Genomic DNA, 13,297 nt, shown 5'->3' with positions numbered 1-13,297 from the left:
CTCACAGCATGTCTGCCGAGTACGCGACCTTCGGCCTGGCACCGGCCATACGCGCCGGTGGCGTCCTCGCCAACGGTGACTACCAAGTGCACCGGGACTTCGTCGACTTCATCGTCGACGGCCGCCCGCTGCTGTTCCAGCTCTCCGACCTCGACGCCGTCTCCCCACTGGCCTCCGACGTCCCACCGGCGATCTTCACCGCGCACGTCCAGAGCCTGCTGCTGGAGGCGGACGCCCCGCTTCCGGACGGCCGCTATGTCATCTACGGCTGTCCCGAGTGCGAGAGCCTGGCCTGTGGCGCGGTCACCGCCGCGATCTCATCGGACGGGCCCGACTTCATCTGGCGGGACTTCGCCTGGCAGACCGATGAACACGTCGATCTGGAGCTCAACGGCTATCACGGCATAGGGCCCTTCCGCTTCCAGGGCGCCGAGTACCGGGCGGCGCTGGCCTCCCTCCTCGACGAGGCGCCCGCCGTCGGCCGCCGACGGGTTCTGCTCATCGGCGCCCGGGTGGCGCTGCTGGCCAAGCTCGCCGCGGCCCTGCGCACGATCGGGATCGGTGCCGACATCACCCGTGACGCGGACGGGGTTCCCGCCGATGAACTGAAGGCTTACGGCGCCGTCGCCTTCGGGCGGGCAGTCACGGAGGAGGAACGTGCCGCGGTGCGCTCCGCGTTCGACCGGGCCGGGGTGGAGGTGGCTTACGTCGACGGTCTTGCTCCGATCGTCCCGCTGCTGGTCGCCCAGATAGAGCACGCCCTGGATCGCAGCCCGGTGCAGCAGCGTCGGCTGACCCGGCTTGTCGCGGCGGACGGGGAGGCGGGTGTGGAGGTGACGTCTCCGTGCCGGGTGCGGCTGACGGCGTACCGGCTGGATCGGCTGTACCGCACGCATGCGCACGAGGTCTTCGATGGTGTCCTGGAGGCGGGGCGGCATCGGATCGCGTTGGATGCGAAGGCGGTGAAGGGGGAGTCGTTCGTGGTGGCGCGGACATCGGGGAGCGTGCTGGTGGAGGCGATGGCTCGCTGAGGGTCGGTGCCGCGGTAGGTCGTGTGGCGGCTGCTGCTCCGTCGTGGCTTGTCGCGCAGTTCCCCGCGCCCCTGTCGGGGCGCTGCCGGGCCGGTGATCTTGCGCGCGGGTAAACCGGGACGCGTGTCGTGCTGCCCGGCGATTAGGATCGCTCCCTGTGACCGCCACCCTCGTCGTCAAGAACCTCGCCGCCGGACACGGTGACCGTGCCCTGTTCAGTGGGCTCGACCTCGTTGTCGCGCCCGGAGATGTGATCGGCCTGGTCGGGGCCAACGGCGCCGGGAAGTCCACGCTGCTCAAGCTGCTCGCCGGGCTCGCCGCGCCGGAGGAGGGGGAGCTGCGGCTCTCCCCGCCGACCGCGACCGTCGGCCACCTGCCGCAGGAGCCGGAGCGGCGGCCCGGTGAGACCGTCCGCCAGTTCCTGGCCCGGCGCACCGGCGTCGCCGAGGCCCAGCGCACCATGGACGAGGCCACCCAGGCCCTGGTCGACGGCGCCCCGGGCGCGGACGACGCCTACGCCACCAGCCTGGAACGCTGGCTGGACCTCGGCGGCGCCGACCTCGACGAGCGCGCGGAGGAGATCGCCGACTCGCTGGGCCTGGCCGTGGACCTGGACCAGCCGATGACCGCGCTCTCCGGTGGTCAGGCGGCCCGCGCCGGACTCGCCTCCCTGCTGCTCTCCCGCTACGACGTCTTCCTCCTCGACGAGCCCACCAACGACCTCGACCTGGACGGCCTGGAACGCCTGGAACGCTTCGTCGGCGGCCTGCGGGCCGGCACCGTCGTCGTCAGCCACGACCGCGAGTTCCTCACCCGCACCGTCACCAAGGTCCTCGAACTCGACCTCGCCCAGCAGCAGATCAACCTCTACGGCGGTGGCTACGCGGCCTACCTGGAGGAGCGCGACGTCGCCCGCAGGCACGCGCGCGAGGACTACGAGGAGTACGCCGACAAGAAGGCCGCCCTCCAGGACCGGGCGCAGATGCAGCGCGCCTGGATGGACAAGGGCGTGAAGAACGCGCGCCGCAAGTCGGGCAACGACAACGACAAGATCGGCCGCAAGTTCCGCAGCGAGGCCAGCGAGAAGCAGGCCGCCAAGGCCCGCCAGACCCAGCGCATGATCGAGCGCCTCGACGTGGTCGAGGAGCCGCGCAAGGAGTGGGAACTGCGCATGGAGATCGCCTCCGCGCCCCGCTCCGGCGCGGTGGTGACCACCCTGCGCGACGCGGAGGTGCGCCGGGGGGACTTCACCCTCGGTCCGGTCTCCCTCCAGATCGACTGGGCGGACCGGGTCGCCGTCACCGGCGCCAACGGCGCGGGCAAGTCGACGCTCCTGGGCGCCCTGCTCGGCCGTATCCCCCTGACCGCGGGGGAGTCGACGCTCGGCTCGGGCGTGCTGGTCGGCGAGGTCGACCAGGCCCGCAAGCTGTTCCACGGCGAGGAGTCGCTGCTGGACGCCTTCTGCGCGGCCGTACCCGACACCGAACCGGTCGAAGTCCGTACTCTCCTGGCCAAGTTCGGCCTGAAGTCGGACCATGTGCTGCGCCCGGCGGCCACCCTCTCACCCGGCGAGCGGACGAGGGCCGCCCTGGCCCTGCTCCAGGGCCGGGGCGTCAACCTCCTCGTCCTCGACGAGCCGACCAACCACCTCGACCTGCCCGCCATCGAGCAACTGGAGTCGGCCCTCGACTCCTACGAGGGCACCCTCCTGCTGGTGACCCACGACCGGCGCATGCTGGACGCGGTCCATGTCACCCGGCGCCTGGAGGTGGCCGACGGCAAGGTGACCGAGCGCTAGCGCCTAGCTCTTGCCCTTGAGCAGCGCGCAGACGAAGTTCTCCTGCACGGCGCGCAGCTTCCGCAGGAGGTCCGGCTTGAGGGTCTGGTTGATCTGGGTCGTGGTGGAGAAGGTCAGGGACTTGCGCCCGTCCGGGGTCGCCGCGATCAGCTGGGTGTAGCCGGGCGTGTTGCCGGTGTGGCCGAGGACCACGCCGCAGCGGGTCGTGTACCGGAAGAGGGCCAGCCCCGCCTTGTTCTTGCCGGGCCCGGCGGGCTCGGACGCGCCGGCGATCCAGGCGCGCTGCTCCTTGACGACGTCGGGGCCGTAGAGCTTCCCCCCGGCGTAGCCGCGGATGAAGCGGGTCATGTCGGCGGGCGTGGAGACGATGCCGCCCGAGGCCCACACCCCGGACATGCTGATGAGTTCGCTGACGTCCTCGGTCGGCTCGGGCGGGGACACGTCGTAGCCGTGCAGGAACGGCGTCGGCATGCGATAGCCCTGCGGCAGGCTCGTGCGGTGCATGCCGAGCGGCCGGTACACCAGCTCCTTCAACAGCCGCTCGTACCGTTCGCCGGTGGCCGCCTCGGCCACCAGGGCCACGGCGATGTTGTCGGAGTTGGAGTAGTGGTACCGGCTGCCCGGCGGGAACTCCAGGTCGCGGTCGGCGACGTAGTCGAGCAGCTTGCGGGAGTCGAAGTGGTGGCGGGGGTCCGCGAGAAGGGTCTTGATGAACCCGTCCGACTTGGAGTAGTCGGGCAGACCGCTGGTGTGGTTCAGCAGCTGGCGCAGCGTCACGGCGGCCCATGCGTCCGGCAGGCTCGGCAGGCGCTCGCCCAGGGTGTCGTCGAGGCTGAGGTCGCCGAGGTTGACGAGGGACAGTGCCACGGCGCCGCTGAACGCCTTGGCCGCGCTGGCGATGCGCATGTGGTCGTGCGGCCTCGGCTTGCGCTTGGTCTCGAGCTCGGCGACTCCGGCCTTCACGACCTGGGTCTTGTGGCCGTCCTTGAGCACGGCGATGATCCCGGGCGGACCGCCGGGTCTGCGGACCAGGTCCTCCAACTGGCGCTGGAGGGCGGGGTCGGACTCCGGGCGGGGGTGCGTGGCGGCGCCCGCGACGGCGGGGGACAGCGTGGTCAGACAGACCGAGATGAGGGAGACCGCCCCGAGACGGGGTCGGAGAGGGGTACGGCGGCGGATCGGCATGGGCACTCCCGGGAGGTGCTGGCTGGTCGCGGTCCAGCCTCGCGCCCCACGGGTCCGCGGGCCGCTCGTGTTGCTGCACACGGCGCAATGGCCCGGCCTCTCCACGCGGGAGAGGCCGGACCGGGCGTCAGAGCGCGGGAGATGCCGCGCCTTTCGTCAGCGCTTGCCCTTCTTCGGGTCCAGCAGACCCGCGCGGCGCAGTGCGTCGGCCATCGCGCTGTTCGCCGGAGGCGGCGCCTGGCGCGAGCCACCACCGGCCCCGCCGCCACCACCGCCGCGCCCCTGCCGCTGCTGCGGCGGGCGCCCGCCGGCCCGCTGCTGACGGCGCTCGCCGCCACCGGACTGCTGCCCCTGCGGGGCCGCCTCGTCGTCCAGCCGCAGCGTCAGCGAGATCCGCTTGCGCGGGATGTCGACGTCGAGGACCTTCACCTTGACGATGTCACCCGGCTTGACGACGTCCCGCGGGTCCTTGACGAACGTCTTGGACATCGCGGAGACATGCACCAGACCGTCCTGGTGGACACCGATGTCGACGAAGGCCCCGAACGCCGCGACATTGGTGACGACGCCCTCCAGGACCATCCCGGACGACAGGTCGGAGATCTTCTCGACGCCCTCCTTGAAGGTGGCCGTCTTGAAGGCGGGCCGCGGGTCGCGCCCCGGCTTCTCCAGCTCCTTGAGGATGTCCGTCACGGTCGGCAGACCGAAGGTCTCGTCCACGAACTCCTGCGGCCTGAGCGACCGCAGCACGCCCGTGTTGCCGATCAGCGCGGCCACCTCCTGGCCGGAGGTCTTCACCATCCGCCGGACCACCGGATACGCCTCCGGGTGCACGCTGGAGGCGTCCAGCGGGTCGCTGCCGCCCCGGATCCGCAGGAAGCCCGCGCACTGCTCGTACGCCTTCGGGCCGAGCCGGGCGACCTTCTTCAGCTCGGAGCGGGAGGTGAACGGGCCGTTCGCGTCGCGGTGCGCCACGATGTTCTCGGCGAGCCCGGAAGTGATGCCGGAGACCCGGGCGAGCAGCGGTGCGGAGGCCGTGTTGACGTCCACGCCGACGCCGTTCACACAGTCCTCCACCACCGCGTCCAGCGACCGCGACAGCTTCACCTCGGACAGGTCGTGCTGGTACTGGCCGACGCCGATCGACTTCGGGTCGATCTTCACCAGCTCCGCGAGGGGGTCCTGGAGCCGTCGCGCGATGGAGACGGCGCCGCGCAGCGACACGTCCATGTCGGGCAGCTCCTGCGAGGCGAACGCGGAGGCCGAGTACACCGAGGCGCCGGCCTCGGACACCATCACCTTGGTGAGCTTCAGCTCGGGGTGCTTGGTGATGAGTTCACCGGCGAGCTTGTCGGTCTCCCGGGACGCGGTGCCGTTGCCGATCGCGACCAGCTCGACCGCGTGCTCCTTGGCGAGCCGCGCCAGCTTGGCGATGGCCTCGTCCCACTTGTTGGCCGGGACATGCGGGTAGATGACGTCGGTGGCTACGACCTTGCCGGTGGCGTCGATGACGGCGACCTTCACACCCGTACGGAAGCCCGGGTCCAGGCCCAGCGTCGCGCGCGTGCCCGCCGGGGCGGCGAGCAGCAGGTCCCGCAGGTTCGCCGCGAAGACGTTCACCGCCTCGTCCTCGGCGGCCGTACGCAGCCGCAGCCGCAGGTCGATGCCGAGATGTACCAGGATCCGGGTCCGCCAGGCCCAACGGACGGTGTCCGTCAGCCACTTGTCGGCGGGGCGCCCACGCTCGGCGATCTGGAACCTGTGGCCGACGATGCCCTCGTACGAGGAAGGCCCGTCGGTCGGCTCCTCCGGCTCCAGGACGAGGTCGAGGACGTCCTCCTTCTCGCCGCGCAGCATCGCCAGGATGCGGTGCGAGGGCAGCTCGGTGAACGGCTCGGCGAAGTCGAAGTAGTCGGCGAACTTGGCGCCCGCCTCCTCCTTGCCGTCCTTCACCTTCGCGGCCAGCCGCCCGCGCACCCACATGCGCTCGCGCAGCTCGCCGATCAGGTCGGCGTCCTCGGAGAACCGCTCGGTGAGGATCGCGCGGGCGCCGTCGAGGGCGGCCTGCGGATCGGCGACGCCCTTGTCGGCGTCGACGAACGCGGCGGCAGCGGCGAGCGGCTCGACCGTCGGGTCGCCGAGCAGCCCCTCGGCGAGCGGTTCGAGCCCCGCCTCACGCGCGATCTGCGCCTTGGTCCGCCGCTTCGGCTTGTACGGCAGGTAGATGTCCTCCAGGCGCGCCTTGGTCTCCGCGCCGCGGATCTGCGCCTCCAGCTCGTCGGTGAGCTTGCCCTGCTCGCGCACGGACTCCAGGATCGCCGTCCGGCGCTCCTCCAGCTCCCGCAGATAGCGCAGCCGCTCCTCGATCGTGCGCAGTTGCGCGTCGTCGAGCATCTCGGTCGCTTCCTTGCGGTAGCGGGCGATGAAGGGCACCGTCGAACCGCCGTCGAGCAGCTCCACGGCAGCCTTCACCTGCCGCTCCCGTACGCCGAGCTCCTCGGCGATCCTGCCTTCGATGGATCCGGTTGCCATGGATCCGCTGGACCCGGGTGTCGTCACGATCCCGTACCGCCTTCTCACTGAGGTTGCGCGGCAATTGTGGCAGGTGACACCGACAGCCGGGGATCAGGGCGGACGCGGGTCAGGCCCGGCGTCGCCGCGCGCCGCCCGAGGCGCCGCCGAACAGCCGGGCGAGTGCCCGGAACGGCAGCGTCACGACGGTGGCCACGGCGCCGCCGATCTGGCGCAGGACGTCTGCGATGGCACGGAACACGAGCTTCCCCTTTCCTCTCCGGCCACGTCGGCCGGTGCGGACCGGGTACCTCGCTCGCACCGCGGCATGCGTGTCCAGGGAGGTCAGCCCTTGCCGATCAGATCCGCGGGGAAGGCGCCCGCGGCCAGCGCCGTATGAACGAAGCCCGAGGCGAGTTCGGTCAGCCGGGCCACGTCATCGGCGCCCAGGTGCTCGTAGGGGGCACGGTCCAGGCGGTCCGTCTCGCGCTCGATGTCGTCGCGCAGGGCCACGCCCCGCCCGGTCAGTTCGCCGGAGTCGTCCAGCAGGCCGCGCTCGCGCAGCCGGGCGCAGGCCGCGTCCCACTCCTCCTGGTTCCAGCCGCGGGTGACGAGCTGCCACCTCGGGGTGAAGCCTCTGCCGGTCGCGGTGTGCGTCACCAGGGCCTCCAGGCCGTCCAGCTCGGCGGCGACCAGCGCGACGAGGTGCCCGTCGCCCCGGTGCTCGCGCAGCAGCGTGGCGCCGTGGAAGTACGCCAGATGCGGCTGCTCGGGGACCGGGAGGTCGGCGTGGGCCGCGTACAGCGGGCGCGCGTGCCGGGAGCAGACCTCGGTGGCCCGCAGCGCCAGCCGGGCGGCCTCGGCCATCTCGGCGGAGGCGATGGTCTCCTCGCCGAGCAGCCGGCGCAGCATGGCGTCGACGGCACGCGTGCGTGCCGCCAGCACCTGCGCCGGGGAGGCGGTCTCCCACACGGCGGGGACATGCCGGGCCACGGCCTCGTACTTGTAGTTGTAGAAGGTCGCCGCGACCGTGCCGGGCCCGACGGCGCCCAGGGCGGCGGCCCGCACCGCGAAGTTCACGGCCTTGGGGTGGGTGATCCCGAGGTCACCCGTCTCCTTGCCGAGTTCGGGCGCGAAGTATTGCAGGGCGTGCAGCGTGTTGAGCGCGTTGTGGCACTTGCGGCCCGCGCGCGGGGCCAGGGCGGCTGTAGTCATGCCCGGCAGGTTACCGACCGGTTGGTATCCGGAGTCCAGACGGTCGGCGCCAGATGGCAGGAAAGGTGGGGAACTCGTCATTGCGGCCATGGCCGGGCCGCCCAAGAATCGTGTGCATGGCGCAGCGAACGGTCCTTCTGGTCCTCTTCGACGGGGTGCAGAGCCTCGATGTCACAGGCCCGCTGGAGGTCTTCTCGGGGGCGGAGGCGCAGGTGCCGGGCACCTACCGGCTCCGCACGGCCACCCTGGACGGCGGCCCCGTCCGCACCTCCAGCGGCCTGACCCTCGTACCGGACACCTCGCTCGCCGACGAAGCCGTCCCGCACACCCTCCTGGTCCCCGGCGGCCAGGGCACCCGGGCTCCCGATCCGCGGCTGACGGACTGGCTGCGCGAGCACGGACCGCACTCCGAGCGCCTCGTCTCCGTCTGCACCGGAGCGATCCTGCTCGCCGAGGCCGGGCTGCTGGACGGCCACCGGGTGACGACCCACTGGGCGTACTGCGCCAAACTCGCCCGCGACCACCCCAGCGTGGAGGTGGACCCCGATCCCATCTACGTCCGTGACGGCCAGGTCTCCACCTCCGCCGGTGTCACCTCCGGCATCGACCTCGCGCTCGCCCTCGTCGAGGAGGACCTCGGCCGCGACACCGCCCTGACCATCGCCCGCCATCTGGTGGTGTTCCTGCGCAGACCGGGCAACCAGGCCCAGTTCAGCGCCCAGCTCGCCGCCCAGACCGCCCGGCGCGAACCGCTCCGGGACGTCCAGCACTGGATCACCGAGCACCCGGCCGACGACCTCGGCGTCGAGGCGCTGGCCGCCCGCGCGGGACTCTCCCCGCGCCACTTCGCCCGAGCCTTCCGCGCCGAGACCGGCACGACCCCCGGCCGCTACGTGGACCAGGTCCGCCTGGAACACGCCCGGCGCCTCCTGGAGGACACCACGGGAGGCATCGAGCAGATATCCCGCACCAGCGGCTACGGCACACCCGAGGCCATGCGCCGCGCCTTCCTCAAGGCCCTCGGCACGTCCCCGGCCGAATACCGCCGCCGCTTCCGCCCGGCAGCCACGCCTGACCGACGCACTTCCGCGCCCTGACACCGGCTCCCGACTCCTGCCGACACCCACAGAAAGGCACCCGATGCAGATCGCCATCGTCCTGTTCGACCGCTTCACCGCCCTTGACGCCGTGGGCCCCTACGAGACCCTCGGCCGGCTCCCGGACGCGGAGACCGTCTTCATCGCCGAACACACCGGCCCCGTCCGCACCGACACCGGGAACCTCGCGCTCACCGCCGACCGGACTTTCGCCGAGGTGCCGAGCCCGGACATCGTGATCGTGCCGGGCGGCCCCGGGCAGACCCCGCAGATGGAGAACACCGTGCTGCTGGACTGGCTGCGCGCCGCCGACGCCACCAGTACCTGGACGACGTCGGTGTGCACCGGCTCCCTGCTGCTGGCCGCGGCGGGCCTGCTCAAGGGGCGCCGGGCGACCTCCCACTGGCTGGCCCTCGACTACCTGAAGCGGTTCGGCGTGGAGCCCACGGGGGAGCGGGTGGTCATGGACGGCAAGTACGTCACCGCCGCCGGGGTCTCCTCCGGCATCGACATGGGCCTGACGCTCCTCGGGCGCATCGCGGGCGACGAGCACGCCCAGGCCGTACAGCTGCTGACGGAGTACGACCCGCAGCCGCCCTACGACGCGGGCTCACCCGAGAAGGCGCCCGCGCATCTGGTCGAGGAGTTCCGCTCCAAGAGCCGGTTCATTCTGACGTAGGGACACTCCACGTGAACCGCGGCGGCCTGCGCTGAAGGAAGGCGGCGACTCCTTCGGCGAGGTCGCCGCTGCCGCTTGCCTGCTCACGCCAGTGGGCGTCCCGGTCCTCGCGGCCGTTCGCGAACTCCTTCGCCGCGGCCTGCGTGAGCTGCGAGCGGCTCACCAGGATCCGGGTGAACTCCGCCACCCGCTTGCCCAGTTCGCCCGCGGGCAGCACCTCGTCGACCAGGCCGGTGCGCAGTGCCCGCGCGGAGTCGATCAACTCGCCTGAGAACAGCAGGTACTTGGCGGCGGACGGACTCGTCAGCGCCGCGAGCCGCCGGGTGGAGGACGCCGCGTAGACGATGCCCAGCTTCGCCGGGGTCACCCCGAACAGCGAGCCCTCCTCCGCGAACCGCAGATCGCAGGCCGCCGCGAGCTGCGTACCGCCGCCCACACAGTGCCCCCGCACGGCCGCCAGCGTCGGCTTGGGGAACGCGGCCAGCGCGTCCTCGGCCCGCAAGGCGAGGCCCTTTGCCTCCTCCGGCGTGTCCTGGAGCGCGCCGATGTCGGCTCCCGCGCAGAACGTCCCGCCCGCCCCGGTCAGCACCAGGGCCCGCACCTGCGGGTCGGCCGCCAGCGCGTCGAGGAGCGGCGGCAGGGCGGCCCACATCGCCGATGTCATCGCGTTGCGCTTCTCGGGGTGGTGGATGACGACGGTGGCCACCGAGTCGGTGACGCTGTGCAGCAGCTGGGGCTCCATGCGCCGGATGTTATCCGCCGCACCGGAGAGCCGGTCGGGGAGGTCGGATCAAACCCGTACAACCCGAATAGTTCGGAAAGTCGGCACGGCTGGAGCAGGAGCGGTCCCATAGCTGACCAGGTCATGCGCCATCGGTCAAAAAGCGCTCGAAATCCGCTGACTTCTTTTCAGTTCCCTGGACCGGAGCGGCTCGTTACCAACACTCGACTCGTGGTGACAATCGAGCGCAAGGGTGGCGACCGGACGATGGAGAACCACGGGCGTGGGCCCGCCCCACGCCCACCAGGCGACCCACTGCCCTACGAGGGCGTGTGGCGGTTCACCGCCTCGGCCGTCGACGCGTCCGTCCCGCAGGCGCGGCACGCCGTACGGGACCTGCTCCACCGCCAGCAAGTGCCCCTGACGGACGACCAGGTGCACGGTCTGCTGCTGATCGTCTCGGAGCTGGTCACGAACGCCGTCCGGCACGCGGCGCTGCTGTCCCCGATGCTCGCCGTGGAGGTCGCCGTGGGCGCCGAGTGGGTGCGGGTGTCCGTGGAGGACAACCACCCCTACCGCCCGACCGCCCTGGAGGCCGACCACGGCCAGACCGGCGGGCGCGGGCTGCTGCTGGTGCGCGAGGTGGCCAAGGAGTGGGGCGGTGTGTGCGACGTCGAGCACACCGCGAGCGGCGGCAAGGTGATCTGGGCCGCCCTGCCGCTCAGACCCGCGCACGTGCCGTAGGAAGAGCTACCGACTCACCAGCCGGCCGACGGGCCCGTCAGTTCGCGCACCGCGGGACGGGCCGCGTCCAGCACCGTCATGAACCAGGCCGAGAAGGTGTCCTTGGCGTGCCGCTCCGCGAGCTCGTCGGGCGTCACGAAAGCGGTGTCCCCGACCTCCTCCGGGTCGGGTCGCAGCGGTGACTGCACCAGGCCCACGAAGAGGTGGTTGTACTCCTGCTCCACCAGGCCCGAGTCCGGGTCCGGGTGGTTGTAGCGGACCGTGCCCGCCTCAGCCATCAGCGACGGCGAGACCCCGAGCTCCTCGTAGGTCCGCCGGGCCGCCGCCGCGAACGGCGCCTCGCCCGGGTAGGGGTGGCCGCAGCAGGTGTTGGACCACACACCGGGGGAGTGGTACTTGCCGAGCGCCCGCTGCTGGAGCAGCAGCCGGCCCCGTTCGTCGAAGAGGAACACGGAGAAGGCGCGGTGCAGGCGCCCCGGCGGCTGATGGGCGGCGAGCTTCTCCGCGGTGCCGATCGTCACACCGTTCTCGTCGACCAGTTCGAGCAAAATCTCCTCTGCGGTGCCGTTCGACGGAGTGTGCGTCGCGGCGGCAGGTGTGATCGGCATACCCATCCTTCACATCGGTTGTGCGCCCCAAGTGTGCCGCACGAATCCGGCACTCCCGGCAGTTGATCGTGCCCGGCGCGGCGACGGCGGAACCCTGGCGCCGCCCGGCTGTGGGAGTGAAGACGCCGCCGCGCGCCGGACCGCTGCGCTCCGATGCGAACCCGTCAGTGGCAGAGCCGCGCCTCGTGCTCGGCGTGCCCGCTCGGCTCCAACTGGAAGGTGCAGTGTGTCGCATCATCGCAGGTCAAGAGGGTTTTGACAGCGTCCGCGACATCATCAGACGGAGGTGTGCATCCATCTGGTTGACCGCCTCTCGGACGTCGGTGTCCACGGCCTCGGCGTAGACATCCATGGTCATGGTGATCCGGCTGTGCCGCAGGATCGCCTTGGCGACCCTGGGGTGGACCTTGAGGTGGACCAGGAGCGTTCCGACTCCGCGTCGTAGCGTGCGCAGGTCACCGTGGGACAGGCCGGCCCGCGCTCGGATGATCTTGAATGTCGTCAGGAAGTTCGTCCCTTGGATCGGGGTGCCGTACTTCGTTGTGAAGACGAGATCTGTCTCCACCCATTTCCAGCCCAGGGCCATGGCCCGCTCCCGATCGACGGAGTGCTTCAGCCGTTGCCAGCGCAGCGGCGCAACGCATTGAGGCGGTAGGGGCAGCGGGACCATGGACCCTGCGGTCTTCAGGTCGTCCTCGTACTCACCCTTCTCGTCACGCTGGATCTGAGACTCAAGCCAGATCACCCGCTGGTCGAAGTCGATGTTGCTCCATCGCAACCCCAAGGCCTCAGCGCGGCGAAGACCGAGCAAAGCGATGAGCAGAAAGATCGGATACCAGGCGTGCTTGCGCGCCTCCACGAGGAAGCGAAGGAGTTCCTCCAGCGTCCACCGTGGACGCTTGGGCGCGGACGTGCGGACCTTCACGTGTGCAGCCACGTTCCGGGTCAGCCCGATGTCCTCGGCGAGCGCGGCGTTAAGCGCGTTGGTCAGTGTCTCCAGGGCCCGCTTCGCCGCCTTGGCCGATACGTTCGTGGTCACCTGGCCGGCGAGCTGCCGCACGTCAGCCACCGTGAGCGAAGTCAGCTTCTTGGAGCCGAGGTAGGGCCTGAGGTAGAGCCGCACTCGCTTGGAGTACTCACGCGTCGTGCCACGTTTCCGGCCAGGCTGCACGATCTGCGTGAGCCAGTAGTCCAGCCAGTCGACCACCGTCATATCGCGGGTCGGTGTGGGGATCCCCGCTTGAGCGCGGTCGACGAGCTGTCGGCGTTTCCGGTCAGCCTCGTCGTAGGTCTTGCCGTAGACGTACTTGCGCTTGGTAGTGCCATCGGGCTGGGGGACGTAGACGGCCGCCTGGTAGCGGCCGTCCTTTCGTAGCGTTACGGTCCCTGAGTGGTTCGGCCGCCTACGCAGCGTCGCCATGGCCGTCCCCCAGCCGAGCCTGTATGTACCGTTCGACGCTGGCGGCTGACACGCGACGCCGACCGCCGATTTTCCCGGAGACCAGTGCCTTGGAACGGATCAACTCGTAGACCGTGCTGCGGCCCAGCCGCAGCCGAGCCATGACCTCCTGCACCGTCAGTAACTCACTGCATCCGTCGGTGCTCACGGCTGCGCTCCTTTCCGTTCTTCTCGGTCTTGCGGCGCCGCGCGTCTTCTCGGTCTTGCAGCGCCGCGCGCGTGTGTGTGAGGACGCGCTCGACCAGTTCC

At 70.9% G+C, this 13,297-nt stretch carries 13 protein-coding genes; 5 read left to right on the top strand and 8 right to left on the bottom strand.

Annotated features, from left to right (window positions below; all coding sequences use genetic code 11):
* Positions 1-8: 8 nt before the first annotated feature.
* The gene (locus BN159_RS08125) at positions 9-1,031 is read left to right on the top strand and encodes a hypothetical protein (protein ID WP_015656453.1); all 1,023 of its coding nucleotides are present in this window, start codon (positions 9-11) and stop codon (positions 1,029-1,031) included.
* Positions 1,032-1,188: 157 nt separating this feature from the next.
* A complete protein-coding gene (locus tag BN159_RS08120; protein ID WP_015656452.1) occupies positions 1,189-2,829 on the top strand; it encodes an ABC-F family ATP-binding cassette domain-containing protein in 1,641 nt (546 codons plus the stop codon).
* 3 nt (positions 2,830-2,832) lie between these two features.
* Here BN159_RS08120 and BN159_RS08115 read toward each other — a convergent pair whose 3' ends face one another.
* The 4 genes from BN159_RS08115 to BN159_RS08105 all read right to left on the bottom strand — a co-directional run bounded on the left by BN159_RS08115 (position 2,833) and on the right by BN159_RS08105 (position 7,740).
* A complete protein-coding gene (locus tag BN159_RS08115; protein ID WP_015656451.1) occupies positions 2,833-4,014 on the bottom strand; it encodes a serine hydrolase domain-containing protein in 1,182 nt (393 codons plus the stop codon).
* Positions 4,015-4,170: 156 nt separating this feature from the next.
* On the bottom strand, positions 4,171-6,573 hold the full coding sequence (locus tag BN159_RS08110; RefSeq protein WP_015656450.1) for a Tex family protein: 2,403 nt from the start codon (positions 6,571-6,573) through the stop codon (positions 4,171-4,173).
* A gap of 82 nt (positions 6,574-6,655) precedes the next feature.
* The gene (locus tag BN159_RS47425) at positions 6,656-6,787 is read right to left on the bottom strand and encodes an LPFR motif small protein (RefSeq protein WP_015656449.1); all 132 of its coding nucleotides are present in this window, start codon (positions 6,785-6,787) and stop codon (positions 6,656-6,658) included.
* An 83-nt stretch (positions 6,788-6,870) separates the two neighbouring features.
* Positions 6,871-7,740, bottom strand: a complete 870-nt coding sequence (locus BN159_RS08105; RefSeq protein ID WP_041818956.1) for an SCO6745 family protein — start codon at positions 7,738-7,740, stop codon at positions 6,871-6,873.
* A 116-nt stretch (positions 7,741-7,856) separates the two neighbouring features.
* Between BN159_RS08105 and BN159_RS08100 the strand changes: the two genes are divergently transcribed.
* Complete coding sequence (locus BN159_RS08100; protein WP_015656447.1) at positions 7,857-8,837, top strand: GlxA family transcriptional regulator; 981 nt, start codon at positions 7,857-7,859, stop codon at positions 8,835-8,837.
* Between the two features lie 43 nt (positions 8,838-8,880).
* Positions 8,881-9,516: a DJ-1/PfpI family protein gene (locus BN159_RS08095; RefSeq protein ID WP_015656446.1), complete on the top strand. Its 636-nt coding sequence runs from the start codon at positions 8,881-8,883 to the stop codon at positions 9,514-9,516.
* Here the strand turns inward: BN159_RS08095 and BN159_RS08090 are convergent.
* Positions 9,503-10,258 carry an enoyl-CoA hydratase/isomerase family protein gene (locus BN159_RS08090; RefSeq protein ID WP_015656445.1) on the bottom strand — a complete coding sequence of 252 codons (756 nt, stop codon included), beginning with the start codon at positions 10,256-10,258 and terminating at the stop codon, positions 9,503-9,505. The two genes, BN159_RS08095 and BN159_RS08090, sit on opposite strands and share 14 nt — an antisense overlap.
* A gap of 246 nt (positions 10,259-10,504) precedes the next feature.
* Here BN159_RS08090 and BN159_RS08085 point away from each other — a divergent pair, with 246 nt between their 5' ends.
* Positions 10,505-10,981 carry an ATP-binding protein gene (locus tag BN159_RS08085; protein WP_015656444.1) on the top strand — a complete coding sequence of 159 codons (477 nt, stop codon included), beginning with the start codon at positions 10,505-10,507 and terminating at the stop codon, positions 10,979-10,981.
* Positions 10,982-10,995: 14 nt separating this feature from the next.
* Here BN159_RS08085 and idi read toward each other — a convergent pair whose 3' ends face one another.
* From idi to BN159_RS46970, 3 genes are all read right to left on the bottom strand, one after another.
* The gene (gene idi, locus BN159_RS08080) at positions 10,996-11,589 is read right to left on the bottom strand and encodes an isopentenyl-diphosphate Delta-isomerase (RefSeq protein ID WP_015656443.1); all 594 of its coding nucleotides are present in this window, start codon (positions 11,587-11,589) and stop codon (positions 10,996-10,998) included.
* A gap of 244 nt (positions 11,590-11,833) precedes the next feature.
* Positions 11,834-13,009 carry a tyrosine-type recombinase/integrase gene (locus BN159_RS08075; RefSeq protein ID WP_015656442.1) on the bottom strand — a complete coding sequence of 392 codons (1,176 nt, stop codon included), beginning with the start codon at positions 13,007-13,009 and terminating at the stop codon, positions 11,834-11,836.
* Positions 12,993-13,196, bottom strand: coding sequence for a helix-turn-helix domain-containing protein (locus BN159_RS46970; protein WP_015656441.1), 204 nt, complete (start codon positions 13,194-13,196; stop codon positions 12,993-12,995). The genes BN159_RS08075 and BN159_RS46970 overlap by 17 nt, the downstream gene beginning before the upstream one ends.
* Between the last annotated feature and the right edge of the window lie 101 nt (positions 13,197-13,297).

The sequence above is a fragment of the Streptomyces davaonensis JCM 4913 genome (assembly GCF_000349325.1).
GTDB classification, from domain to species: Bacteria; Actinomycetota; Actinomycetes; order Streptomycetales; family Streptomycetaceae; genus Streptomyces; species Streptomyces davaonensis.
The sequence above is the reverse complement of the archived record's forward strand: the minus strand, read 5'-3'. Positions and strand labels throughout refer to the sequence as shown.